The organism is Enterovibrio norvegicus FF-33 (assembly GCF_000286835.2).
Classification (GTDB): domain Bacteria; phylum Pseudomonadota; class Gammaproteobacteria; order Enterobacterales; family Vibrionaceae; genus Enterovibrio; species Enterovibrio norvegicus_A.
In genome coordinates this window covers 1,698,708-1,723,732 of sequence record NZ_AJYD02000038.1, presented here as the reverse complement: position 1 = coordinate 1,723,732, position 25,025 = coordinate 1,698,708, and the positions used below count along the sequence as shown (strand labels likewise).

Annotated in this window: 21 protein-coding genes; 13 read left to right on the top strand and 8 right to left on the bottom strand. The window is 48.5% G+C overall.

Translation table 11 applies throughout. From position 1 onward, the window contains the following. Positions 1-29 precede the first annotated feature (29 nt). Entirely contained in the window at positions 30-944 is a 915-nt protein-coding gene (locus A1OO_RS15955) for a LysR family transcriptional regulator (protein WP_017003630.1), read from the bottom strand. Positions 945-1,395: 451 nt separating this feature from the next. On the opposite strand from A1OO_RS15955, the gene dctP reads away from it, so the two are divergent. The 4 genes from dctP to A1OO_RS15935 all read left to right on the top strand — a co-directional run bounded on the left by dctP (position 1,396) and on the right by A1OO_RS15935 (position 5,149). Next, the gene (gene dctP / locus A1OO_RS15950) at positions 1,396-2,400 is read left to right on the top strand and encodes a TRAP transporter substrate-binding protein DctP (protein WP_016961478.1); all 1,005 of its coding nucleotides are present in this window, start codon (positions 1,396-1,398) and stop codon (positions 2,398-2,400) included. 17 nt (positions 2,401-2,417) lie between these two features. After that, complete coding sequence (locus tag A1OO_RS15945) at positions 2,418-2,951, top strand: TRAP transporter small permease (protein ID WP_017003629.1); 534 nt, start codon at positions 2,418-2,420, stop codon at positions 2,949-2,951. Positions 2,952-3,051: 100 nt separating this feature from the next. Next, positions 3,052-4,353 carry a TRAP transporter large permease gene (locus A1OO_RS15940; RefSeq protein ID WP_017003628.1) on the top strand — a complete coding sequence of 434 codons (1,302 nt, stop codon included), beginning with the start codon at positions 3,052-3,054 and terminating at the stop codon, positions 4,351-4,353. A 7-nt stretch (positions 4,354-4,360) separates the two neighbouring features. Next, a complete protein-coding gene (locus A1OO_RS15935) occupies positions 4,361-5,149 on the top strand; it encodes an alpha/beta fold hydrolase (protein ID WP_016961475.1) in 789 nt (262 codons plus the stop codon). 62 nt (positions 5,150-5,211) lie between these two features. On the opposite strand, the gene A1OO_RS15930 is transcribed toward A1OO_RS15935, so the two are convergent. Both A1OO_RS15930 and yjeH read right to left on the bottom strand, forming a co-directional pair. Next, the gene (locus tag A1OO_RS15930) at positions 5,212-6,102 is read right to left on the bottom strand and encodes a homocysteine S-methyltransferase family protein (RefSeq protein WP_016961474.1); all 891 of its coding nucleotides are present in this window, start codon (positions 6,100-6,102) and stop codon (positions 5,212-5,214) included. A gap of 111 nt (positions 6,103-6,213) precedes the next feature. Continuing rightward, positions 6,214-7,467 (bottom strand): L-methionine/branched-chain amino acid transporter, encoded by a 1,254-nt coding sequence (yjeH, locus tag A1OO_RS15925; protein WP_017003627.1) that lies wholly within the window; start codon positions 7,465-7,467, stop codon positions 6,214-6,216. Between the two features lie 269 nt (positions 7,468-7,736). Between yjeH and A1OO_RS15920 the strand changes: the two genes are divergently transcribed. Next, entirely contained in the window at positions 7,737-8,180 is a 444-nt protein-coding gene (locus tag A1OO_RS15920; RefSeq protein ID WP_016961472.1) for an Lrp/AsnC family transcriptional regulator, read from the top strand. 35 nt (positions 8,181-8,215) lie between these two features. Here the strand turns inward: A1OO_RS15920 and A1OO_RS15915 are convergent, their stop codons facing one another. Then, positions 8,216-9,118, bottom strand: a complete 903-nt coding sequence (locus A1OO_RS15915; protein WP_016961471.1) for a LysR family transcriptional regulator — start codon at positions 9,116-9,118, stop codon at positions 8,216-8,218. A gap of 164 nt (positions 9,119-9,282) precedes the next feature. Here A1OO_RS15915 and A1OO_RS15910 point away from each other — a divergent pair, with 164 nt between their 5' ends. The 8 genes from A1OO_RS15910 (at position 9,283) to A1OO_RS15875 (ending at position 19,665) form a co-directional block, all read left to right on the top strand. Next, positions 9,283-10,293, top strand: a complete 1,011-nt coding sequence (locus tag A1OO_RS15910; protein WP_016961470.1) for a D-cysteine desulfhydrase — start codon at positions 9,283-9,285, stop codon at positions 10,291-10,293. A gap of 96 nt (positions 10,294-10,389) precedes the next feature. Continuing rightward, entirely contained in the window at positions 10,390-11,703 is a 1,314-nt protein-coding gene (gene hisD / locus A1OO_RS15905; protein ID WP_016961469.1) for a histidinol dehydrogenase, read from the top strand. 52 nt (positions 11,704-11,755) lie between these two features. Continuing rightward, positions 11,756-12,943: a DegT/DnrJ/EryC1/StrS family aminotransferase gene (locus tag A1OO_RS15900; protein WP_017003626.1), complete on the top strand. Its 1,188-nt coding sequence runs from the start codon at positions 11,756-11,758 to the stop codon at positions 12,941-12,943. Positions 12,944-13,052: 109 nt separating this feature from the next. Next, the gene (locus A1OO_RS15895) at positions 13,053-14,039 is read left to right on the top strand and encodes a TRAP transporter substrate-binding protein (protein ID WP_017003625.1); all 987 of its coding nucleotides are present in this window, start codon (positions 13,053-13,055) and stop codon (positions 14,037-14,039) included. Between the two features lie 136 nt (positions 14,040-14,175). After that, entirely contained in the window at positions 14,176-14,661 is a 486-nt protein-coding gene (locus A1OO_RS15890; protein WP_026023898.1) for a TRAP transporter small permease, read from the top strand. 112 nt (positions 14,662-14,773) lie between these two features. Next, positions 14,774-16,054: a TRAP transporter large permease gene (locus A1OO_RS15885; RefSeq protein WP_016961465.1), complete on the top strand. Its 1,281-nt coding sequence runs from the start codon at positions 14,774-14,776 to the stop codon at positions 16,052-16,054. A gap of 13 nt (positions 16,055-16,067) precedes the next feature. After that, positions 16,068-16,811 (top strand): aspartate/glutamate racemase family protein, encoded by a 744-nt coding sequence (locus A1OO_RS15880; protein WP_016961463.1) that lies wholly within the window; start codon positions 16,068-16,070, stop codon positions 16,809-16,811. A 1,087-nt stretch (positions 16,812-17,898) separates the two neighbouring features. Beyond that, the gene (locus A1OO_RS15875) at positions 17,899-19,665 is read left to right on the top strand and encodes a calcium-binding protein (protein WP_016961462.1); all 1,767 of its coding nucleotides are present in this window, start codon (positions 17,899-17,901) and stop codon (positions 19,663-19,665) included. A 146-nt stretch (positions 19,666-19,811) separates the two neighbouring features. Here the strand turns inward: A1OO_RS15875 and rocF are convergent, their stop codons facing one another. The 4 genes from rocF to A1OO_RS15855 form a co-directional block, all read right to left on the bottom strand. Continuing rightward, complete coding sequence (gene rocF / locus A1OO_RS15870; RefSeq protein ID WP_017003623.1) at positions 19,812-20,741, bottom strand: arginase; 930 nt, start codon at positions 20,739-20,741, stop codon at positions 19,812-19,814. 244 nt (positions 20,742-20,985) lie between these two features. Next, on the bottom strand, positions 20,986-21,879 hold the full coding sequence (locus A1OO_RS15865) for a hypothetical protein (protein WP_017003622.1): 894 nt from the start codon (positions 21,877-21,879) through the stop codon (positions 20,986-20,988). Beyond that, positions 21,866-24,301: a fimbria/pilus outer membrane usher protein gene (locus tag A1OO_RS15860; protein WP_017003621.1), complete on the bottom strand. Its 2,436-nt coding sequence runs from the start codon at positions 24,299-24,301 to the stop codon at positions 21,866-21,868. Before A1OO_RS15860 ends, A1OO_RS15865 begins: the two co-directional genes overlap by 14 nt. Continuing rightward, complete coding sequence (locus A1OO_RS15855) at positions 24,298-24,996, bottom strand: fimbria/pilus periplasmic chaperone (RefSeq protein ID WP_017003620.1); 699 nt, start codon at positions 24,994-24,996, stop codon at positions 24,298-24,300. Before A1OO_RS15855 ends, A1OO_RS15860 begins: the two co-directional genes overlap by 4 nt. Positions 24,997-25,025: the final 29 nt, after the last annotated feature.

Sequence of the window (25,025 nt, the reverse complement as noted above, 5' to 3'; positions counted from 1 at the left end):
AGGTTTAGTCGTTTTTCGATCCTGATGAGCTAGGCGATTTTACAAGACGGGATCGAGGCCATGGTTTCTGAAACTTGCACAATCGACTTAGCAAATGCATTGTCAGGATCGCGATAATAAAGCCGAACTTCAAACGGGACGTGCCAGCTTTCATCACCTGCAATACACAACTCGCCGCGCATCAATTCGTCTTTAACAAATGAGCGGGGAAGCCACGCCACGCCATAACCGCCCAACACCATAGATTTTAAAGTATGGGCAAACGGATTCTCGTAGCGTCGAGTCAGATAGCAAGGTTGTTTATCCAGCAATTGATTAATCGCTTTGCCAAACAGTGACTGATGGGTATAAGCCACTAACGGGAGGGGGTCATGCTCAGTGCCAGGAAGGCAATATTTAGGTTGGGCGTTCACGGCTAAAGAGACGGGCACTAAGGTTTCCATGCCAATCACCGCGCTTTGAAAGCGCGATGGGTCAATGCCGAGCCCCAGTTCTTTGTGGGTATAGCACAGTAAATAGTCCACGGTGCCTTGAACGAAAAGGTCAATGCAATCCGCGAGTCTGTCTGAAGAAAGGCGGACATAAACCGGTCCTACCGCTTTTTCGACGTGTTGCATCCATTGCATAAACAAGGTTTGCACTATCGAATTTTGCGCGGCGACTGAGATTTCATTGTTCGCGTTCTTTTTCAGTGCTCGGGCAGAATCACGTGCCAAATAAAGGCGATTAAGAATTTCCTCCGCCTCCACCACAAACGCTTGCCCTTGCTCGGTTAACTCAAGTTGTTGCGATTCCCTGTTTACCAGTTCCGCCCCCACCCATTGCTCGAGCGCTTTAATTCGACGGCTAAACGCAGGTTGCGTGACGAATCGTTCTCTTGCCGCTGACGTAAAGCTGGTGGAATGGGCAAGACACACCAAATCTTCCAATAGTTTAAAGTCCAAACATCCTCTCCAAACTGTTATGCATCCAAGTTGCTCGTAGCGATGAGGCTGTATCTATTTAACCCCACATTGCAGAGTCCAGAGCCTTTCATCACATTCCTTTGTGTGAACTGCGTTCCGCATATCGCTTCTTTAAACTTAACAAAGCGCATTCATTGTTCAGGCATTAAAGATAAGAAAACACTCAATCAGCGAAAAATTCTTACTTAAAAACCCTTTTCTTTCTCAGGGGTATAGCGGGTGAAATTGCCCCAACTCTCTGATTATTCGCGATAGATCTTGTGCCCTTAAAAATCGGCATGCCGACCAATCGAATCGGCATAACGCATAAAAACGGTACGTGGTCATGCTTATTACTAGCACCAGTTGTCAACCTCGCCGCAAATCACCAATGGGCGGCCTCATGTTTTAAACGTTCCAATCTGTGTCGAAAGAGACAAGGAGAAGTCACATGAACATTGCAAAATCTGCCAACGCCTTCCGCCTCACCGCAATCACTTGTGCGCTTATTGGCGCGATGCCGATTGCCGCACAAGCGGCAGAGACCATTCGTCTGTCGACGTATGTGAATGAATCGGATGTTAGGTATCAAGGCTTTCAGAAGTTTGCTGAATTGGCTGCTGCGAAAAGTAACGGTGATTTGAAAGTACAAATCTTCCCATCGTCGACGCTGCACGGTTGGAGTGAAGGTGTCGATGCCGTTCAAGGAGGGGTATCTGATATCAGTTGGGTTCCTGCGGATACACGTCTGCCGTGTTATCGCGTGACTTCTTTATATCCCGTCGCCATTGATTTGGAGAAACAAATTGAGCTTGATGCCGCTTATGCCAGCTTGATTGAAGCGGAAGCGGCGAAGTCTGATCTGATCCCTTTGATTAACTCAAACTATTCGTACGATCAGGAATGGTGGTTTGAAGATCCAGTATCAGACATCGGCAAGTTGGATGGAAAGCTAGTGCGTTCAATTGGTCCATTGGTGAGCCTGATGATTGAATCTTGGGGTGGCAAACCTGTTTTCGTCGCACCCAAAGAAGTGTTCCAGTCGGCAGAGCGTGGCGTCGTTGATGGCATCAACATGGGTGTGGCGACGTACAGCTCTTGGAAGTTGTGGTCAGTGATGCCGTACATGGTTAACGCCAATATGTTCTATGGCAACATCATTTACATGATGAACAAAGACAAGTTTGATGACCTCAGCCCTGATAATCAAAAAGCGCTGAAAGAAGCCGCAGTAGAAGCAGAAACTTGGTTGAAACCTCGCTATGAAAATTGGGTTAACGAACGCGTCGGTGATGCAGTGATGGCTAACGGTGGCTCTGCGGTTTCCATGTCAGAAGACCGCACAGAAGCGTTGCTAGAAGGCATTGAGAAAAAATGGACATCAGAAGTGAATAAAGCTTGTGGCGTCCCATTGGCTGATGAGATTCGAACCTTGTTTGCTGCGCACTCTGATTAATTGCTGAGGAGCGGGCAATGAAGGCAAACGTGTTTCCACTACTGCGCCTTATGTCTTTGGCGATGTTGTATGCGGGTGCCGCCATCGTAGTGATCCAAGCTGCTTGGATCACTTACGGGGTGGGGGTTCGTTACATACTCAACAGCCCAGACGGCATGGTGACAGAAGCCACCGCACTCTTGCTAGTGCCTGTGGCATTTCTTGGCGTGTCTTACGCGCTGCTCAATCATTCTTACCCAAAAGTCAGCCTGATCAGGGACAGGCTACCCAAGGGAATCCAATTTTGGGTCGATAAGTTCAACATGCTGGTCATGCTGATGGTCGGCAGTTTCTTCTTGGCTGCGTCATCCAAAGCCATGTTCAAATCCATCAGCTCAGGTGCGGCGTCTGAAATTTTACTTTGGCCGCGCTTTTACTTCTGGATCCCGGTCGTTATTGCTTTGCTCAGTTTTTGTATCACGGCGTTGTGCATGCTCATTTGGGGTGACCCGCCAGAGGAAGAAAACACAACCACTCTTGATGAAGACATTCACTCGCAGGATGCGACGTGAACATATTGTCATCACGTGAACACAGTCATCACGTGAACACAGTCATCACGTGACAACAAAAGATTAACTGAAGACTAAACAAAGAAAACAAGGATCAGTGATGGAATGGTACGTAGTTGGGTTAGGGATGCTGGGTTTGTTGATGGGGTTTATCCTCATTGGCGTGCCGATCCCTTTTGCGCTCGCCGCCGCTTCAATCCCGTTTTTGCTCGATATTCTGAGCCTCAAATCGTCGCTAGTCACGGTTGAGTTGAAACTCTGGGGTGTGTGGTTTGATTATATTTTACTGGCTGTGCCGCTGTTTGTGTTTCTGGGAGAGCTCATAGGGCGATCGTCAATTGGGCCAAATCTCTATTGGTTTATGCACAGCAAACTCCCGATCCGTGGGGCAGCCGCCTACGGCAGTATTGGTGCGTGTGCGGGCTTTGGTGCAGTATGTGGTTCCAGCATGGTGGGTGCGCTGACCATTGGTGGCGTTGCTTTGCCTGAAATGCTCAAACTTGGGTATGGCAAACGCCTGTCCAGTGGCGTGCTCGCAGCAGGGGGTACACTCAGTGTTCTGCTGCCACCAAGCTTAATTTTATTGTTCTACGGCATTGTGACCGACCAGTCGATCGGCGCATTGTTCATCGCTGGTGTCGTACCCGGTCTCGTGTTAGTGACCATGTTCTTCATCATCGTGTTTATTTGGGGAAAAGTGAATCCGGATGATATTCCGGGTCATGAAAATTCGACCCCCATTCCCTGGCTCATCGCGTTCTCTGCATTGCTTCCAATCACCCTTGTTGGCTTGGTGATTACTATCTCCATTTATGCCGGTATCGCAACGCCCACCGAGGCAGCGGGCGTGTCGGCGATGTTTATGTTGGGTCTGGCATACTTCTTCGGAGGGTTGCGACTGAAAGGCTTGCTGGAGGCACTGAAATCCACCATGCAAACCATGGGATATTTGGGTTTGTTGCTGTCGTCAGGTGTGCTGTTCGGCTTTGTGATGACCTACCACCAGATCCCGCAGCAATTCACAGAATTGTTTGTCGAAATGCAGTTATCGCCTTATGCCGTGCTCGCGATGATCATTGTGTTCTATATCATTCTCGGCATGTTCTTGGAACCTGTTTCCATGACATTTATCACCTTGCCGACCTTGTATCCTTTGATACATGCCGCTGGATTCGACCTTATTTGGTTTGGTGTGGTGTACACCATCACCATGGAGATTGCCGTGTTAACGCCCCCCGTGGGGTTAAACCTCTTCGTTATTCAAAATCTCGCCCGGGACAAGGTGACCATAGGCGACGTGATTATTGGGTGTCTCCCATTTATTGCCGCACTGGTGGTCTTGTTATTCGTGCTGATTGGCATGCCTGATACTGCGCTTTGGCTCCCTGAATTAATGGAATAAAAATACGATGAATTGTTTACGTGTCGGTACTGGGCCCACGTTGGTGCTAGTGCATGGATTTCTAAGTGGTCTGGCTTATTGGGAAAAACAGATCTCACTGTTTTCCTCACGCTTTGATGTCGTCGCCTTTGATTTACCGGGATACGGCGGAAAAGCGGATGTGATTGGCTTAGACAGTGTTGATGGCTTTGCTGATTATGTGTTGGAGCGACTGGACGAAATGGGCATTGACCAGTTTCACCTGATGGGGCATTCCATGGGTGGCATGATTGCACAGGAAGTGGCGCTCAAAGCCCCTGAAAGAGTGATCGGTTTGGTGCTATACGCGACTGGGCCAATGGGGAGTTTGCCTGGGCGTTTTGAATCTATCGAAGAAAGCATTGTGCGCGCCGAAACTCAGGGGACTGAGCAAGTCGCGCATGATACGGTCAAAACCTGGTTCTCAGATGGAGAAGGCGATCCTGATTTTGCCGGAGGCATGGCGTTGGCAGAACGTGTTCAGACACAAACCTATATCAACGGGTTGCGTGCCATGGCGGGGTGGCGTTCGCTTGAGCGTTTGAATGAAATAGAGGCTAAAACGCTAGTGCTTTGGCCAGACAGTGATCGCTCTTACATGTGGCAACAAACCGAGTCGCTGTGGCGGGGAATTACGGGGGCAAATCTCGCGGTAGTGCCGCAGGCCGCCCATAATATTCATCTTGAGAAAACCCAGATCTTTAACTTACTCGTGCTTGATTTTCTACAAAGTGACAAGGTGAAACAGCGGCGGTTAGCGCTCAACGAGTGTATTTAATAGGCTTACCACTGTTTTCCCTCGTTGTGTGTTTCCGCACAACGAGGGAATAAACGGAGCCGTTATTGTTTTCTCAGTGAATCGAGATAAGCAATGTGCTCGGGGAAAATCGCACAACACCCGCCAACAATGTTAGAACCCGCATCCAGCCATGCTTTCACATACGCCGCATATTGATCGGCGGAGAGCTCTCGCACCGTTGTTAGGGCATCATTTGCTTCATGATCTTGCGAGATCACAGAGAACCCGTTGGCATACGCACCCAGCGAAATGGTGTTTGAGTGCTTATCGACAATCACACGGGCAACGCCAATGGCATCCAGCATCACTTCGGGTTGTGAGCAATTAAACAAAATGCCATCCACATCGCGCTCGCAAGCCGCTTTCACTGCATTTGCCACCGATTCACCAGAACGCAGGCGAGGTTGATCCATGGCTGCATCCATCAACGAAAAGGCAAAGTAAGCGGGCTTAACGGACGTGGTTCGAGTTAGCGCGTCACAAACGGTGTGGAATTCTTCAATCGAGCCAATGGTTTCAGCTAGCCAGAAATCCACGTAATGCGCTTGCGCGTTAATCAGATTTTCAATGATGGGCGTGGCGATGTCAGCGTTAAACAGATCAGGGCGATAAGAGCCAAGCACGGGCGGAATACACCCCGCCACACGCACTTCGCGTTCACTGTCTTCCGCTGCGCGTTGGGCGATTTGAGCGGCCAATTCTGCAAGGTCAAAACCGTGTTGCCGATAGCGATCTTCACCGAGATGAAAAGGCACACAGGCATAGCTGTTGACGGTGATCACGTCACAGCCCGCATCAATAAAATTCTGATGCGCTTGGTACACCGCATCGGGTGCTTCAATTAACGCCTGAGCGCTCCAAAGTGGCTGTGAGAAGGGTGCGCCAATGCGCTGAAGTTCTCTTCCCATGCCTCCATCGAGTAGTACAAACATCCGTTTCGCTTCCTTGTAACGTCTATGAGCGAGAAAATCGCATATGTTGACAGTATTGTCGATAGAATTTCGGAAGCGAATGTTTGGTAGCAATATTTTATAGGCGTCAAGTTACATATTCACCGCTTTGCGATTGTCTTTTCTTCCTTGCAGCATGAGCAAGCCAAAAATCGTGAGGGCATAAAGCATTGACCAGCCCAAACAGATAAACACAAAAGTACATAGCGCAAGCGATAAAGCAGCAAGCCACTTGGATGCGCCTTGGAGTAATTTGAACGCGGCGAGCATCGCCATCAGATACACGAGCACGAAAATCCCATTGGCGAGTTTAAGGAAAAACTCCAAATTCAACCCTGACAATTCACCGATCACACATGAAATAGCCAGCACTGCGCCTATCGCCAATGTCGCATTTTTAGGTACGCCACGTTCAGAAATCTGCGCCATTTTCCCCTTGGGTTTATATTCTCGCGCTTGCGCCCACACCATACGCGATAGGCTTTGTGTATAGAGATTGACGCTGGCAAAGCATGCAGAAAAACCGACGACACTGACGAGCAGTTTAAAATTGGGGCCGAACAATTTTTCACTCAGATAGGGAATGGACGCGGTATCAAACTCAACACTGCCATACGCGTGGAATTTTAAGATCACCACAGACATGGCCCAATACGTTGCGCCAGCCACAAAACAGCCGACGATAATGGCGATGGGGAAATCTCGTTGCGGGTTTTTGAATTCTTCACCCATATGCGCAAAAGCCTCAATGCCGACGAAGCACCAAAACATCACACCCAATGCCGCGCCAATCGGCCAGAGGGAATCTGAACTCATCGCAGGCATGGTTAAATCCGCGATGCCGACTTCGCCGCGCCACAGAAATGCGCCGACAAGAGCAAAGATGCTAATCGCGATAAGGGTTTGTAATTGGCCTGATGATTTCGCACCCATCAAATTGACGCCGATCAGCAGCGCTACCGTGATCAGTTGTGCTATCAGAAAATCATTCAACGCACTGGGAAGAAGTTGTTGTAGGAACCCCGCCGCCAGTGCAATTGCCGCCGGAACACCCACGGGGATCACACTGACAAACAGCCAAGCGACACTGCGTTCTAGGTGAGGGTTAAATGCTTTGCGAACGAAATACGCCGTGCCACCCGCGTTGGGGTAGCGTTTCCCCAATTGCGCAAAGGTTAATGCTATTGGGCAAATAGCGGCAAACAGCACCAACCACGCCCACAATGAAAATTCACCTGCTATACCAGCAACAATGGCAGGGATCATAAAAAGCCCCGTGCCTAATAGCGTGGTGGACAGTTGCCCAATACCCGATAACAAGGTGATTTCTTTTTTCAGTTGGTTCATTGGCGTTCCTTGAGCGGGGCAAATACCTGTGAAGCAATGACAACAGGTTAATGAGTTGTCAGATAAAAAGCATCGGTCAAACTGTCTTAGTTCAGTGTCAGATTAACGGAATTTACTTGCGTCGCCGTCAAAGTGACGCTTTTTCGCGAAGGTAACGTGTTCTTGAACGAAATTTATGAGCGATAAACGAAGAGGAAAGATAAAGTAGAGGGCTAAAGTGATGGTGAAGACGCGATAACAAAATCAACAGGTAAGTTGAGAGAAGAAAGATGGACAAATTTGATAAACAGATCTTAAGCATATTGCGTGTTGATGCCCGCCGTACAGTCAGTGAAATCGCACGAGATGTGAGTCTGTCTCGCTCTGCGGTCACCGCCCGAATTCGCAAGCTAGAACAAGATAAAGTCATACTCGGCTACCACGCTGATATTGCCGAAGCAGAATCAGACATCGGCGTGACAGCGTATTTAGCATTGAAGTTTGATACATCTGCATGCTCTCAGCACTGCGAAGCCTACGCGGCTGACATTTACACGATAGATGGCGTGAAATGGTGTCATGCGATCAGCGGCGAAACGGACATGATGCTGTATGTTGATGTGCCCAACATGGCGCGTTTAAATAAAATTCGTGAACACATTCAGGCCTATCCTGAGCTGAAGCAAGTGATCACCCATACGGTGTTAACGGAGTTTTTCAATACATCCAAGTAGCCGTTTTGGCTGGCGAATACCCGTTCGATTGGCCGCTATTGCTGCCCATAAAGCTCGCACAAGTACTGCCAAAATCGCTCAACTTCCGGTTTGGCAGTATGGCGGTTTCGGTACAGCAAAATTCGCAAATCAATTCTAGGTAACGCTTCATCGAGCTCGACCAATCGCTTTTCTTCTAACTCCTGCTTGATCAAACTTGATGGCAACCAGGTTGCACCAAAACCTTGCGTTGCCATCGCCTTCAATCCTTCTGCCATTTCGTTTTCACACACCACCTCATAGCGAAAATGGGAAGGGATCGCACTTATCGCGGATCTCTTAACCAATCCGCCAAGATAGATTTCTTCGGGAAATGCCAGCAAGCGGCAGGTTTTTCCTTCGGCGAAGGTGTGTATTGGCGCGCCAAATTCATCCGGCGCAGAAACAGGAATAAGGCGGTCACGTCCCACTTGAATCGACTGACTCTTGCGCTTCATTTGTGGGCTATCAAACGCTTGAGATGCAAACGCGAGCAGAAAATCCCCTGAACCTGCCAAAAACGATTCATTCAGATGGTGAATATTGCCCGGAACGAGTTTCACCAAAGCATCACCAATTAATGGACTAAGGGTTTGTATCCACCCCGGAAAGAAAGAGACCGCCGTGGAGTGTTGAGCGAGAAAAATCAACGAATGCGGGTTCTTACGCTGTTGCAGTCGATGCCTGACATCCGTGATGTCATTGATTAATCGCCGCGCCTCGTCAACAAAATCGGTCCCAGCCTCTGTCAACGTTGTGGGCAGGGTGTCGCGGTTAACCAAGGCAATGCCTAACCAATTTTCCAGCGAACGGATCCGCCGACTAAACGCTGGTTGTGTCACAAATCGCGCGTCAGCGGCTTTAGAGAAGCTGCCGTTCTCACTGAGCGCAATGAAGTCTTTAAGCCATTTCAATTCCATCAATTCAATCCCTTAGCGTCCTGCTAAAACAGATATGCCGAAAAGTAACCGGTGTCTATTCAATATAGGTATTGGCGGAAGTCCTCGGCGTCTCACAGGCTGTAATTATTGTAAAAGGCCACTTGAGCCGATTTTTTTAGTTATTGATTAAAAGGGACATGACCATGCATTTATCTCGCTTTCCTCGTCTTCACTTCGCACACCTTTCTACGCCGTTAGAACCTATGCCAAACCTGTCTAAAGCGCTTGGCGGCCCCAATTTGTGGATCAAGCGTGACGATTGTACGGGTCTGGCCGGTGGCGGTAACAAAACGCGCAAATTGGAATTTTTGATGGCAGATGCCATTGCTCAAGGAGCAGACATCATCATCACTCAAGGCGCAACCCAATCAAACCATGCGCGTCAAACCGCCGCCATTGCGACCAAGTGCGGCATGGCGTGTCACATCCTGTTGGAAGATCGCACCGGTTCAGAAGACCCTGAATATATATTCAACGGCAACGTCATGTTGGATCAACTGTTTGGTTCTTCTTTGCAGAAATTCCCAGCAGGCGTCGACATGAATGCGGCGATGGAAGATGTGGCAGCGACGATGCGCGCTGAAGGCCGCAAGCCTTACATCATTCCGGGTGGCGGTTCTAACGCAATTGGTGCGCTGGGTTATGTGAATTGCGCATTGGAGCTGTTGACGCAAGCCAACGATCAGAGCCTTCTGATTGACCACCTTGTTCATGCAACAGGTTCAGCGGGCACACAAGCGGGCTTGATCACCGGTTTATGCGCCTCGAACAGCCAAATCCCACTACTGGGCATTGGCGTGCGTGTGCCAAAAGACAAGCAAGAAGCCAACGTGTTTGCACTGGCAGAACGCACGTGTGACTTATTGGGCATCCCAGGCGCAGTACCGCGTGAAAGCGTGGTGGCTAACTGTGATTACGTGGGCGAAGGCTACGGTATTCCTGCTGAAAGTACGATTGAAGCTATCTCGATGTTTGCCAAGCACGAAGGCATTTTGCTCGACCCTGTTTACTCAGGCAAAGGCGGCGCGGGCTTGATTGACCTTATCCGTAAGGGTCACTTCAAAAAAGGCGAAAACATCGTGTTCTTGCACACAGGTGGTGCACAAGCGCTACCAGGCTACCGCGACGCGTTTGGATTTGAAGATTACTGTTAATCCGTCCTGATAAAGCCGCTTTCTTTGAGCGGCTTTTAGTTTGGAATCTTCACGTATCTCTTTCTTTTTGAATCCGAATATCAGTGAGTAAACACAATGGAATATCTAAAACGCGCTGAGCGGGAAGCCGACGTGCAAACCGATGATGAGCGCATTCAGCAAGTGGTCAAAGACATGTTGACTAAAATCCGTCGTGAAGGGACGGCGGCGGTTGAAGAATACGCCATGCAGTTCGATAACTGGCAGGGTGATTTCGTTCTGTCCGACGAAAAAAGAGCAGCACTGATTGCCTCTGTGCCGCAACGCGTAAAAGACGACATCGATTTTGCGCATCGTCAGATCCAACGTTTTGCAAATGCACAACGGTCGAGTTTACAAGCGTTTGAGATTGAAACCGAAGAAGGCGTGAAACTGAGCCAACGGGTGATCCCTGTCGATTGCGCAGGGTGCTACGTGCCCGGTGGTCGTTATGCTCATGCAGCGTCTGCATTGATGAGTGTGGCAACGGCGAAAGCGGCGGGTGTGCCAACCGTGATTGCCTGTTCTCCGCCTCGCGGTGACTCAATCAACCCCGCCGTGGTGTACGCCATGGATCTTGCTGGTGCAGACATCATCCTTGAGATGGGGGGTGTGCATGCAATTGCAACCATGGCATTCGGGCTCTACACCGGAAAATCCGCCGATATTCTAGTTGGCCCAGGAAATGCTTATGTGGCAGAAGCTAAGCGTTTGTTGTTTGGCGAAGTGGGCATTGATGTGTTTGCAGGGCCAACCGAGTCCGCCGTCATTGCCGATGAAACCGCTGACCCGATGACCATTGCAGTTGATCTGGTTTCACAAGCCGAGCATGGCCCGAATTCTCCGGTTTGGTTATTCACTACGGATAAAGCACTGGGTCAGAAAGTGATTGAATTAATGCCCCATGTGATTGCAGACATGCCCAATGCAGATGTCTGCGAAGCCGCTTGGCGAGACCACGGCGTGGTGATTGTGTGCGACGACCGTGAAGAAGCCGCGAAAGTGAGTGATGAATGGGCGTGTGAACATGTTCAGGTTCAAGCCGCAGACTTGGTTTGGTGGAAAGAAAACCTCACCAATTATGGCTCGTTGTTTTTAGGCGAAGGCAGCACGGTCACGCACGGCGATAAATGTGCCGGAACTAACCATATTCTGCCCACCAAAAAAGCGGCGCGTTACAGCGGTGGACTGAATGTGCAGAAGTTCCTGAAAATCTTAACCACGCAGGAATTGAGCAAAGAAGCCAACTTGACGTTTAGCACCGCAGGATCGCGGATTTCCCGTACGGAAGGCATGGAAGGTCACGCACGCGCATGTGATTGGCGATTGAAAAAATACTTCCCAGATGCGGATTGGGATTTCGAGGTCTATCAGCAAAAGCGTTACGACTGATGACGACCCGATCGAATACGGCTTGAATGCGCAAAGCGTAAGGAACACGACGATGCACACGTTTAAAAAATCGTTTACGCAACAAATGCCAATACCGGAAAGCGCCATTGCCAGTGCCGTAGAAGTCATGCGTACTGGCAGGCTTCATCGCTATAACACGGTGAGTGGTGAGCGCAGCGAAGCGGATTTGTTGGACAAGCAATTTGCTGATTATCTCGGTGTGAAATATTGCTTGAGCTGCGCGTCTGGCGGTTATGCACTGTCTATCGCACTGCAGTGCGCAGGCGTAAAACAGGGTGATGGCGTATTGTGCAACGCGTTCACTCTCGCGCCCGTTCCTGGATCTATCAACAACGCTGGCGGTGTGCCTGTGCTGGTTGAAACCACCGACGATCTCACCATGGATCTGGATGACTTGTCACACAAAGCGAAAGCCACAGGGGCGAAATTCCTGGTCCTTTCGCACATGCGCGGTCATCTCGCGGACATGGATGCCGTGATGGCGATATGCCGCCAGCATAACATCGTGTTGATTGAAGATTGTGCCCACACCATGGGGGCAGATTGGAATGGACAGAAAAGCGGCACCTTCGGTTTGGTGTCGTGTTTCAGCACCCAAACTTACAAACACATTAATTCCGGTGAAGGGGGCTTTTTAGTCACCAACAACGATGAAGTGATGGCCAAAGCCATTATTTATTCCGGCTCATATATGTTGTTTGGCCAACACCCCACGCTTCCGCCCCTAGAAACGTTTGAAGGTATTGCCAAAGGTACACCTAATTACAGCGGGCGAATGGACAACCTTCGCGCTGCCATCTTGCGCCCTCAATTGGCGCATTTAGATGAGCAGTGCGAGCGTTGGAATCAGCTCTATCTCGCCATGGTGTCTGCGCTGTCATCGTTGCGCGGCATTCGCTTAATTGAACGTTCGCCCAAAGAACATTTCGTTGGCAGTTCTATCCAATTCTCATTCCCTGATCTGACGGCTAACCAGCTTTCACAGTTGGTGAAAGGATGCACGGCGCGAGGCGTCAGCCTGAAATGGGTCGGCGACAGTCAGCCTTCGGGATACAGCAGTAAATATGACCATTGGGAATATTTGCATGATCAACCCCGTTTACCACAAACCGAACGCGTTCTCGGCTCGCTATTGGATATGCGTATCCCACTGACGTTTGAACAGTCAGACGCGGCCAGTATCGCCCAAGTGATCGCAGAGGTGCTTGAGACCTTGTAAGCATCGCGAATGCGGTGTCTGTAGTGCATTAAACAATACAACAGGTTCTAGAAAGCGGCGTGTTAGCGCCTAGAAATTCACGGATGTTATCGACTAAGAGGTAAAGGATATGAAGTTAAAGCAATTGGCAAAATTGGCCGTCATTACTATTATGGCACTTCCCGTAATCGTCAGCGCTAAAACGATGAAAGTCGGAATGGGCGACCCAATTGAATCCGATCAGGGCGCGTATGCACTGCGTTTTAAAGACTTGGTTGAGTTCTATTCTGGCGGCGATATCAAAATCAAACTCTACCCCGGTGGTGCGCTCGGCGGTGAAACCGAAATGGTGCAAAACATCCGCTTGGGTTCATTGGATATGGCGTTAGTGGGCATAGGTAACGTAACCCCGTTTTCGAAAAAACTCGGCGCACTCACCATGCCGTATTTGATCACCAACTCTTCTGATGCGGTGTTAATTACCACCGGTGAATTGGGCGAATATTGGAATACCCTCGCTAAAGAAGAAGCGGGCGTAAACATTCTGGGTTGGACCTATTCCAACTTCCGCCACCTGACCAATTCAAAGCGCCCCGTGAAAAACATGGAAGACGTGAAAGGGCTGAAAATCCGCGTTCCGCAAAACAGCATCATGCTGAAATCATGGGAAGTGTTCGGTGCAAACCCGATTGCGATGGCGTGGACAGAAACCTTCACCGCACTGCAACAAAAAGTGGTGGATGGACAGGACAACCCGTACATCGTGAACAACACCATGAAATTCTACGAAGTGCAGCCATACCTGACAGAAGTACACCACCAGTATTCGTTGCAACCGCTGCTGATTGGTAACCGTACCATGGGCAAACTGAGCGAAGAGCATCAAGCCATTTTGAACCGTGCAGGATTAGAAGCGCAACAATACGCCTTGGTGTTCCAGATGACAGAAGCGGAAAACGCCAAGCAAAACATGATTGATAACGGTGTGGAAGTGTTCACGCTGGAAGACGAAGACAAATGGGTTGAGTTGGCGAAAGAGAAAGTATGGCCTGAGTTTTATGAAGACATTGGCGGCAAAGAAAGCTTCGACAATGTACTGCAGAAAATGCAGAAGTAATCGTCCTCTCTACTAGGAATAGTTGACGAACTGTCCAACTAACAGAAGGGGCGGCAACGCCCCTTACCAGGACGTGTCTATGCAAAATTTACCGCAAAATGTACCGCAAAGTGTATGGCAAACTTTTTGGCAAAGAATGGACAAATTTGAAAGTTACGCCTGTCAGGCGCTGCTTTGTCTGTTTGTCACCTTACTGTTTATTCAAGTGATCCTTCGCGTGGCCTTCAATTACGGCATTCCATGGAGTGAAGAGTTATCCCGTTTCGCCTTTGTGTGGTTTGTGTTCCTCGGCGCATCGTATGCGGCGCGTCTTGCTGCACATAACCGTGTGACCTTTCACCTGAAAATGCTACCGACCAAAGTACGCACCGGTATTGAGCTGATCGCCGATATGCTTTGGATTGCTTTCAACACCTTAATGACAACCAAAAGCATTGAAGTGATTGAAAGCTTGATGGAATACAAGTTCATGTCTCCGGCACTTGATTGGTCAATGGCCTACCTCTATTGGATTTTCCCCATTTCTTTCACGTTGACCTCCATTCGGATCATTCAGGTTAACTACTTGAAGTTAGTGAAAGGTGTTGAGTTCAAAGATGTGGACGATGTTCAGGTCGATTGACGGGTCGTCTCGATAAGTTCTAGCAGGGTTCAGCCCTATAACCCGTGACGATTGTTAACAAAGACAAAGCCGCAATACGGATTGTTGCAATCAAAAAGAAAAGGAGTCCTCCATGGAGGCATCGCTCGTTCTCTTCGGCTCATTCTTTGGGCTTCTTCTCATTGGCGCTCCCATCGTCATTGCACTGGGTGGCTCGGCCATGCTGGTGTATTTGCTGTCGGGTGACGATTACGTTTCTCTCGTACAAACCGCATGGAACGCCGTGGACTCATTTCCCATTATGGCGCTACCGGCATTCATTCTTTCTGGCGCATTAATGCAGGCTTCGGGTATTTCTCGCCGTTTGGTACACATTGCCGAATTGATGGCCGGCCCAATGGCGGGTGGTCTCGGTTTTTCGGCCATTCTTGCCAGTATGTTTTTCGGCGCGATTTCAGGATCAGGCCCAGCAACCACAGCCGCTGTGGGCATGTTGATGATCCCCGCGCTCGCCGATAAAGGCTACAACAAAGGCTATGCCGCAGCACTTACCGCGTCTTCCGGTGGTTTGGGTGTGGTTATTCCCCCGAGTATACCCATGGTGATTTATGGTGTGACTGCCAGTGAATCAATCGGCGCACTGTTTATTGCGGGTGTGGTTCCCGGCATCATGTTGGCGGGTGGTTTGATGATCACCAACTATGTGATCAGTAAAAAGCGCGGTTATGTCGGCGCGGTAAATGATGAACCCGGCGCACTTCGCAAAGCGTGCAAAGAGGGTATTTGGTCGATTCTCGCACCGTTTGTGATCCTTGGTGGTATCTACTCGGGCATGTTTACCCCAACCGAAGCTGCCGTGGTGTCTGTGTTCTACACCTTGTTCGTGGGTAAATTCATTCACAAAGAACTGACGCTAGACGGCTTGAAAGAGTCGCTCAGTTCCACCACCTGGCTGACGGGGCGTGTGTTGATCATCATGTTCGCCGCGACTGCGTTTGGGCGCATTCTGGTCGAAAACGATACACCCACCGAAATCGCCAATGCGTTATTGTCGATGACAGACAGCCTCGCACTAATCTGGCTGGTGGTGATCCTGTTTTTGATCTTAATTGGCATGTTCATGGAAACCCTTGCCACCATCATGATTGTCACGCCCGTGCTATTGCCCGTTATGGTGCAGTTTGGTGTTGACCCGATTCACTTCGGCGTGGTGTTGGTTTGTTGCTGTGAAATTGGTTTTTCCACACCGCCGCTTGGGGAGAACATGTTCATCAGTTCCAGTATTGCCAAGGTCACCATTGAAGAAATATCCGTGAAGGCGCTGCCGTTTGTATTGGTCGAAATACTGGTGGTGTTCATCATGAGTTACTTCCCAGACACGGTGCTTTGGCTACCCAGTATGATGGGATATTAAAGAGAGAATAGGTGTGAACGATAAAGAAATGACAGTCGGTATTCTCGGCGGCATGGGGCCAGATGCCACCGTGGATCTTATGCGCCGAATTATTGCGGCAACCCCCGCAGAGGACGATGCCGACCATATTCGTCTGTTGGTGGATAACGACCCCAAAGTGCCATCTCGCATCAAGGCGTTAATCGAAAAAACGGGCGAATCGCCTGCGCCCTATATGGCAAACATGGCGCAGGGGTTGGTCAAAGGCGGCGCGGATTTTCTGGTGATCCCGTGTAATACAGCCCATAAGTATTACGACGATGTGGCGCATGCCGTCACGGTTCCCGTGGTGAACTTATTAGCGTTGTCAGCGGCGCAAATCTTGCGGCGTTATCCAAATATCAAAAGGGTGGGGCTATTAGGTTCAACCGCGTTGCAAATCACCCAGCTCTATACACCGGCTTTTGCGCATTATGGCGTTGAGACCCTGTTCCCTGGAGCGAAAGAACAAACAGCACTCATGGCACTGATCCGCGAAGTGAAAGCCAATGCGCACAATGACAAATCAATCGACGCGTTTAATTGTGCTGCTGAAGATTTGGAAGATCACGGCGCGGAATGTTTGCTGATTGCCTGCACGGAATTGTCGGTTATCTCATCGTCACTGAAAAGTGCACTACCGTCATTTGATGCGGCACAAATACTGGCAGAGCATGTGGTTGAGCGCGTGAAGGGGGCCAGAGCCTCACCTATGATTGATGATGAGTCGGCATGGTGATGGGGAAGTTGCTTTATCGCTAAAAGCATAATCATTTATTTTACGGGGGTTTATTACGGATTCCATGTGCTGGGTGTTATTTTCAATGTCGTTATATTGTTGAACTCACCCCACCATGATTTAGGTGTTTTCAGCTGATCTTTCATTTCTCTTTTCTTTTCATGCTTCTTTCTCTGCTTTTTTCTATATGCCTATCCTATTGGCGATTATTTTGTTCATCAGAATAGCGCTGCAAATCAATTTTCCAGACTAATATTCGCAACTACTTTTACAAAAATGCACTTTCATAGATGCCTTCGGATGTTCATTAAATGCATGGTTGGGACGTTTTTTTTGCGGAAATGCTTGTTATTTAAGGGCTAAAAGAACTAAGTGCATGTGAATGTTCGGATGGGGTTTGCGGGTGGAAAGGGGGTTGGTTTACGTCTGTAAACTAATGCAGATATATAAGAAGTAAAGTGAAAGTCAGTGGTCGATTATTCTTAAGTATTGACTAATTTATGTTTTCATTATTAATGCTTAGCGGTTTCGATAGAACACCTCAGGCTAAACGTATTGCCTTAAAGGGCGCTTGTCTAATTTAGTGATATCTAATTTTAGGCTAAATGGTTTCCATGCCTAATTGCTTATTAACAGCAATATATTTATCTGTGTTTTGTATAAGAAATGTATTTTAGTATGAAATGGCGATGAGTAAATAAATTAACTAACGGCTTATAAATGGCTTAATTAAAGCACTATGACTTGTAAGGATAAAAGGTGTTGGCCAAACTTTACACACTTGAACGGCTTGTACACATAATGTCTCGATTATGAATCACATGCAATTGTGATAAAGCCAAGCAGAAAGCATTAATGTGAAGAAGGCAAACGCTTGAATTCGACCCGTGCTGCAAGGTGATCAATCTTATGCAGAAACGCGTCAATGTACCGTGTGTGAAGATCTAACCCATACTTCAGCACCTCTACATGTTGTAGCGTTACCTCTTGTTTCAAAAGGTTTCCCCATTTTATTTGAACAAAGGAAGGACTGAGAGTTATGAGGAATGCAGTAGGTATATTTACATCAATAGTAGGCTTGTTCCTAATGACCACAATGAGTGGCCACGCTGCAGCGGCAAGCGGTGCCATCAGCGAGGACAAACCGCAAGGATGTATTGTTAGCCTCCAAACGGGTGATAAATACTGTTTACCGGTTGGCGAACGCTCTGGCTATTCACTGCCTTCATGGATCAAATCGCATGAAGTCTATGTTCAGGCGGAAGAAGGCAGTGCGGTCATGCTGTCGGATTGGGATAACTTGTCTTACAACCGCTTGGCGGTTTTCGAAGGCACGGTAGACAACAGAAAGTTATCGAATGTAAAAGCGTATAACGGTCAGTATCTTGATTTCTCTGCTCCTCGTTCAATGCGCGTAGTATCAAGCGATAAACCGTTGGGTTGTATTATCAGCCTAGAATCGGGTGATAAATACTGCATGCCTGTTGGCGAGCGTTCTGGCTATTCTCTTCCATCTTGGATCAAATCCCACGAAGTTTACGTACAGGCGTCAGAAGGCAGTGCAGTCATGCTGTCAGATTGGGATAACTTATCTTACAACCGTTTAGCTGTTTTCCAAGGCACTGTCGACAACGCAAAAATGACCAATGTGAAAGCATTCAATGGTCAGAATCTTGATTTTTCCGCTCCTCGTTCAATGCGCGTTGTAGCAAGCGATAAATCGCTAGGTTGTATCGTGAGTCTTGAAACGGGCGATAGATATTGTTTACCAGTTGGTCAACGCTCTGGCTATTCGCTGCCATCGTGGATTAAATCTCATGAAGTCTATGTTGAGCCTTCAGAAGGCACGGCAGTGATGCTTGGAGATTGGGACAACCTGTCTTACAACCGTATAGCCGTATTTAGCTGTCACACACCTAACTTAGCGTTAGAAAATGTGAAAGCATACAACGGTCAGAATCTTGATTTTTCTGCTCCTCGTTCAATGCGTGTTTTAGCAGCAACGAAAGCCAGCGATCAGGTAATCAAAGGAACGTCTGGTGACGATGTACTTCATGGTTGCTCAGGAAACGATGTCATCACAGGCTTCAATGGCAACGACACCCTTTATGGTGGTGCGGGTAACGATATCATCAATGGTAGCAATGGAGACGACGTACTTCATGGCGGAGCGGGTGACGACAAACTGTTTGGCGCGGGTGGTAATGATTCGTTGTTTGGCGACGAAGGCAATGATGTGCTTCAAGCGGGTTATGACGACGACGTTATTCTTGATGGCGGCGCTGGCTTGGACCTGTATATCGGTAGCGAAGGCAACGATACCATGGTATTCGATCAGGAAGATTTCTCGAACGAAGCGTTCTTAACCAAAAATGGCACTGCTTATGTCGGCGACCGTGGTTTTGACAAACTGACTGTGAATGGTGATGCGAATATAGACCTTACAGGCAGCAGCTATTACGCCAGCGGTGACGTACCGGGAAGCAAAGCCATTTCGCAAGTTGAAGCGATTGTGGCTGAAACAGGCAACCAAACAGTCACTGTTAATGCGAATGCGATTTTCTCACAGTCAGACAATATGCAGACAGTGACAAATACTGACCCTGGCGCTTGGAATGGCTTTGTGGCGTACCTTGGTGACGGTAACGATACAATGAATGTCGAAGCCGGTATTTGGCAATATGACGCAAACGCTTCAGCGTCTGTAGCCATTACCAATGATATGATTACCTTCATGTCGCTAAGCTTCCAGCAGGTTACTGAGCTGCGTGCTTATGTGTTTACTTACGCAAACTCAAAAATTACGGTATGGACAGACGCTGAAATCGTTCAAGCAAACGGTAACGATCTTTAATATCAAGCAACCTCTCGTTTGAAGTTCGTGTTGAAAAAGTAACAGCACAACGCTGAATTCAAACCGCTAAAAAAGCCCCCGTCGAGAGACTGGGGCTTTTTGTTGTTAGCGCCGTTAATGCTTCGTGGGTTGTGTTTGGTCTTAAATTAAAGCACGCTGCGACCAAAAGCACTTAGCATCAATGCCACAGCGCGTTCAGCAGACACGTTTTTCTGATCCAAGAACGGATTCAACTCGACCAGATCAACCGATGTGATGAGATTTGTCTCGGCCAATTTCTCCAACAGCAGATGCGCTTCGCGGTAAGTGACACCACCCGGGACAAGCGTCCCAGAGCCGGGGATGAACTCAGGGTCGCAGCCATCAACATCGAAGCTAACGTGGAAACCCACCGTGTCTTTGGTGACAATTTCGATGATTTCGTCACTGACTTTGCTCATGCCCAACTCGTCGATATCGCGCATGCTATAAACCTTAACGCCAGACTCCTTGATGAGCTCCCTTTCTTTTGCATCAATGTCTCTCACGCCAACCAATGCAACGTTTTCAGGCTTTATCTTGGGATTTGCACTCAGGATGCTGGTGAAATCTTTGTCACCATAACCAAGAAGGTGAGACAGCGGCATACCGTGAACATTGCCAGAAGGCGAAATGCCCGGAATATTCATGTCTGCGTGGGCATCAAACCATACAAGCCCAATATTCTGACTCTGTGTTTGATAGAAGTCAGAAATGCCCGAGATGGAGCCCATCGCAATGGAATGATCGCCGCCGACCACCAAAGGCATGTCACCCTTTTCGAGCGCAGCTCTCGTCGCGACGGCTAAATCGCGGCACACCTGCAGAATTTCGCTTCTAAACCGCATATTGCCGCCAGTATCGACAGGTCGAGATTCTTGGGATGGGACGGCGATATCAAGCTCTTGTGAAATGGTATATCCCATTTTGTTGAGTTTTTCTCCGAGTCCGGCAATACGAACGGCCGAAACCCCGCCATCAGTGCCTCTGCGCGAAGCGCCTAAATCTACTGGCACGCCGATAATTTGAATTGATTTCGCTACGCCTTGTTTTTCCATCAGTTTGCCCTCTCCATTTAGCCCTGTAACACGCAGTCTTCCATATCCCGCCGTTAAAAGAACGTGCTTTGATAACACTCCTTTAACATTGTAGGGTTCAAAAATAAGAAGGGGAGGAAATCTCACAGGCTGATAGGTTGTAAAGAGGTAAAGAGGTAAAGAGGTAAATAGACGAAGGGTATACGGGTAAAGTGACAAAGGCGCGAATCACAGAGTGATACGCACCTTACAGATAGAAGTAAAACTATCGCGCAAACATATTGATGGTCACGACATCCTCATATTGACCCGCACGCGCATAGGGAGACGCAGTATTTTCAAATGCGATGGTGACTTTTTTGCCACGGAATGGGCGATTTCCCGCGTCAAAGGTAACGTCGTCAGTTAAGTTCACCGATTGATCGGCAAAATGAAGCTGATAGGGCACTTGGTTTCGTCGATTTGTGGTGTTGACCAGTTGTCCTTTATTTTGCGAAGAGAAAGCAATACTGACAAAGCCATTACTTTCCATGTACACAGGAATTTCACGACGATTCCTCTCCGTTAAATCACCCAAGTGGACTCTTACCGATGTGCCCGTTGGCTTTAGCCAATCGTCATGGGTATTGATTAATTTCGCGCGGACATAAGGCTTCACTTGGAAGTTAAAAGCATGTGTCTGAGTGAACGATTTGTCTATCTTGGTACCGTTGAGACGAGCTTCGATGATCCCCCTATAGTCACCCGGAGAAAACCTTCTCGCGGAGGGAGCATAGATCCAAAAATCGACGGAAGGCTGGCCGGATAAATTCAGCACATACACACCTTTTTTTCGGATCTTTAAATCCTGACGTGCGGTATTTTTGAATTGATAATGATGTGAAGAGATTGGGCCATTGAGTGTTGGTTTTCCCCCTTCAGGCTGCTTCAATAATATTTTATCGGCGCACTTCGCCAGTTCGCGGTCAAGGGAAATGGTAGCCGGGATCCACACACCTTTCTGACCCTTTTGCTCTTCGACGGAAGAGGTGGTGTTGACGTTAATGTGCCAGTTTCCGCTGCATTCATTGTTTTCGGCTTGCGCCAATGCATGGAATGAAACCATCAGCGCAATTGTTGAGCCTATGATCGTTTTGGTGAGCGATTTAAGGATTTTCATCACAGTTCTCCTCGACACATTTCGCGGTTAGCGTTCCAAGGTCAATTAAGCGGTTGTCGTTTGCCTCAACCACGATGGTCAGTGGCTGGTACGTGGAATTGCCGATAGTCATTGTGTAAGTGCCGGGGCCAATACCTTGGGCAAAAAAGCGTCCCGTTTTATTGGTGAAAAACGAGAGGTGCTTGTCGCCTCGGATGAGCTCACCTTGCAGGTAAGAAATGGGAGTGCCGTTGTCGGCAAGGAGCACACCTTTCGCCGTGTAGGAGGCATCAGAACCGATCATGATGAGGTGGCCAGTGGTCGCGGCAGGGGAGAAATTGACTCGGCTTTCTCCCCAGTCATAGCCTATCGGTGCATTCTGGACAGAGAGGTCGACAGTGTTACGTGAATAGGGCATATCGAGAGGTAACAAGCCACCGATCAAAGAGGTCGCGGCCGCTTTATAGCTCCCATCTTGTGCCACGCCTAACTGTGCTTCGTGGTCAGAAAGCGAAGGGTGAAGTTGAGCAACCACGAATGGGCCCAGTTGTGCACGACCCCAACCCAGTTTGCCATCAGTAAAACCGAACGCCGTGTTTCCGCGAATCGAAGCCAAATAGCTGGCGTCTGACGAGGTGTTATTTAACTCACTTCTTTCCACTTCGCCTTCCAAACGAACGCGATTTGCGGTGTAGCTCAGTTGTGCATTTTGGCGTTGTCTGGTGTCTTCGTACTCGCCTAGGGCGCGGAATCCGACACTACCGACACGGTCATTATTGGTTTTGCTTACATCGATACGAGATTGGTTTTCCCTCGTGTTATAACTCGCGCCCAAGTTGTAGCCGTATTGTTGATGGTTCCATCGCCAATCAAGCGTAAAGAAATACTGGGTATCATCGGATGCCACGTTGCTGTCTTGGCTGTAGGTCACGCCTGCGCCTAGGGTGATGTCACCGTTTTTCCAGTTCAGTGTCGACGTAAGACCCGTCAGCTCTTCATCGTTATTATCCAGATAATAGGAGCCAGACAAGGTTGCATCCCACCGTGCGTTAATAGAAAGCACATAATTAGCGAGATAACGATCATAAGAGACAGGCAGCGCCTTGTTATCCCACGGTGATGAGGCATAGTTGTCTGCAAATTCCACGCTCAATCTTAGGTTTGGCGTTTGGCTTTCTGGAGCGCCGATAATGGCGCTTTCAAAGCTGAGGGAAGTGACATTTCCAGCGTCAGCCTCGGCATGGTTGCTCAGTCCCACACGGGCAGAAATGTTGCCCCAATCTGAACGTATCGTTGCCAGTCCACCGAAGATTTGGCCATGTTTTGCGAAGGTGCCATTCACACCAATAGTGAGCCAAGGAAACAAACCATATTCGGTAAAACCGGTTGCTGCCCAAGTATCTAAGTACTCAATGCCGTCATCACCGAAGGTAGAAGGCACGCCCACGCTGAATGCGTAGTTAAACATCCCTTCATCTAACAGGTTGCTGTTGTAAAACTGGCTGAATACCAATGTTTCCGTTTTTCCCGACAGATACGTGACGTTGACTGTGATGTCATTTGCACCGTTAGACATGGGTAAATTCATCAAATTGAAGCGACCTGCATCTTGACGCCCACTGAAGATGATTTGTCCGTTTACGATGATTTCCACTTCAGCACTTTCTTGCAATATCAATTCTTGGCTATTGCTCGGGCCGATAATTCGCTGTGGTTGTAATTCGGAATAGTCACTCTCGATGGAAAGCCCACCAAGGCTCACGTTAGATTGAAAGCCTGAAATACCGGATTCAACATCGCCGACAGATGCGCGAAAAGGCGCGTGAGGGTTATCGTAAAATGCCGTCCATTCCCCCCTTAACACCTGAGAATCCGTTTCAGACATTTGTAAGTAGTTAGCTGCCTCAAAATGCACACCCGAAGCACCACCGATATTCACTTGTGTTAGCCATTCAACAGAACTGTAGCGGTCGTGTTCTTGTCCTTCACCTTCCCAGCGTGAGTTGTGTGCAAAATTGAAGCTGTTAAGCCAACTGAATGGACTGTTGTCCGATGGGCTAAAGGGTTCGTATTGTTCACCAAAATCAACATTGGCTAGGCCGAGTGCTTTGTCGGTGATCTTTGCTGTCAGAGAAAGTGTTGAAGGGTCAAAGCTAATATCAATGCCGGCTTCAGCAAGTGTGTTGAGTGAAACCATGCCATCACTGCTGAGGCTTTCGCTCAGGGAAAGTGCCAACCAACTTTCGTCAGAGACACGTTGCCCCAACAGGCTTTTAAGTTGAGAGAGCGAAACTGCGTCAATATCCATTCCCTGCAAGGAGACAGAAACCATTCCTAGTGCTTTCTGCGAGAGGTTTAGCGGCAGATTGAACGTTGTTGCGTTCGCAGAAGCAGAAAGCAGGAACAGGAAAAAAAATACACGCAGTTTCCCTAATATACTCACTGGAATCCTTTCACATCCACCGTGTTAGGGATTTCATTAGCCGCTAAAAGAGCGTCGATCTGAACATGGACGCGTTCTCCTGGCACCAGGAATTGGCGATTCAGGAGTGCATTGATGTCATCCCATTTCCAGGTGTGCGCAGTGACATTAGTTTTTACGTTGAGCTCTAACTGAGGAATGATAACGATATCCGTTCCTGTGTTTTCCAACACTAAAGAAGGGGCTTCTTTATTCTCGACATTAACCGCAGCGCTAACAAGGCTAGTGGCTGAGTCGGGTGAAACAAACACCAATGCGCCGATTTGAAACAACATTTTAATGCTGCTTTCCGTTTCATCATCTTGGATGGGAAGTTGGCTAAAAATAACGCGATAAGACGTTGAGGATTCAATGGGTGAACCGATGTACTTCACCTTTACCATTTGCGTTTTACCTGCAGGAATAAGCACCTGAGGCGGGAAGACAAAGAAATCATCCGAATCCGTGAGTGATTCGGGTTTATCGCCTTCAATCGATCGGCTTTTAACAAAGATTTCGATCGGCAAGGGTTGATCAGTGGTGTTGTTAATCTGGAAAAACTTTTCACTATTGGTGCTCTGCGTTGAGAAAAACGAGACCATAGGCAACAGTTCAAAGGCTTTTGAAATGGGAGAAAACAGCAAAAGCGCCATCAGCGATATTCTGACTAAACGCATATAATCCTCAAAAGGGGGCTAACGCCCCC

Bases quoted from the DNA above. Each gene is read 5' to 3' on its own strand.
- yjeH (WP_017003627.1), bottom strand. From the start codon at position 7,467: ATGAACCAACTGAAAAAAGAAATCACCTTGTTATCGGGTATTGGGCAA.
- A1OO_RS15855 (WP_017003620.1), bottom strand. From the start codon at position 24,996: ATGCGTTTAGTCAGAATATCGCTGATGGCGCTTTTGCTGTTTTCTCCC.
- A1OO_RS15920 (WP_016961472.1), top strand. From the start codon at position 7,737: ATGGACAAATTTGATAAACAGATCTTAAGCATATTGCGTGTTGATGCC.
- A1OO_RS15945 (WP_017003629.1), top strand. From the start codon at position 2,418: ATGAAGGCAAACGTGTTTCCACTACTGCGCCTTATGTCTTTGGCGATG.
- A1OO_RS15915 (WP_016961471.1), bottom strand. From the start codon at position 9,118: ATGGAATTGAAATGGCTTAAAGACTTCATTGCGCTCAGTGAGAACGGC.
- dctP (WP_016961478.1), top strand. From the start codon at position 1,396: ATGAACATTGCAAAATCTGCCAACGCCTTCCGCCTCACCGCAATCACT.
- A1OO_RS15900 (WP_017003626.1), top strand. From the start codon at position 11,756: ATGCACACGTTTAAAAAATCGTTTACGCAACAAATGCCAATACCGGAA.
- A1OO_RS15875 (WP_016961462.1), top strand. From the start codon at position 17,899: ATGACCACAATGAGTGGCCACGCTGCAGCGGCAAGCGGTGCCATCAGC.
- A1OO_RS15895 (WP_017003625.1), top strand. From the start codon at position 13,053: ATGAAGTTAAAGCAATTGGCAAAATTGGCCGTCATTACTATTATGGCA.
- A1OO_RS15910 (WP_016961470.1), top strand. From the start codon at position 9,283: ATGCATTTATCTCGCTTTCCTCGTCTTCACTTCGCACACCTTTCTACG.
- A1OO_RS15885 (WP_016961465.1), top strand. From the start codon at position 14,774: ATGGAGGCATCGCTCGTTCTCTTCGGCTCATTCTTTGGGCTTCTTCTC.
- A1OO_RS15890 (WP_026023898.1), top strand. From the start codon at position 14,176: ATGGACAAATTTGAAAGTTACGCCTGTCAGGCGCTGCTTTGTCTGTTT.
- rocF (WP_017003623.1), bottom strand. From the start codon at position 20,741: ATGGAAAAACAAGGCGTAGCGAAATCAATTCAAATTATCGGCGTGCCA.
- A1OO_RS15930 (WP_016961474.1), bottom strand. From the start codon at position 6,102: ATGTTTGTACTACTCGATGGAGGCATGGGAAGAGAACTTCAGCGCATT.
- A1OO_RS15940 (WP_017003628.1), top strand. From the start codon at position 3,052: ATGGAATGGTACGTAGTTGGGTTAGGGATGCTGGGTTTGTTGATGGGG.
- hisD (WP_016961469.1), top strand. From the start codon at position 10,390: ATGGAATATCTAAAACGCGCTGAGCGGGAAGCCGACGTGCAAACCGAT.
- A1OO_RS15865 (WP_017003622.1), bottom strand. From the start codon at position 21,879: ATGAAAATCCTTAAATCGCTCACCAAAACGATCATAGGCTCAACAATT.
- A1OO_RS15935 (WP_016961475.1), top strand. From the start codon at position 4,361: ATGAATTGTTTACGTGTCGGTACTGGGCCCACGTTGGTGCTAGTGCAT.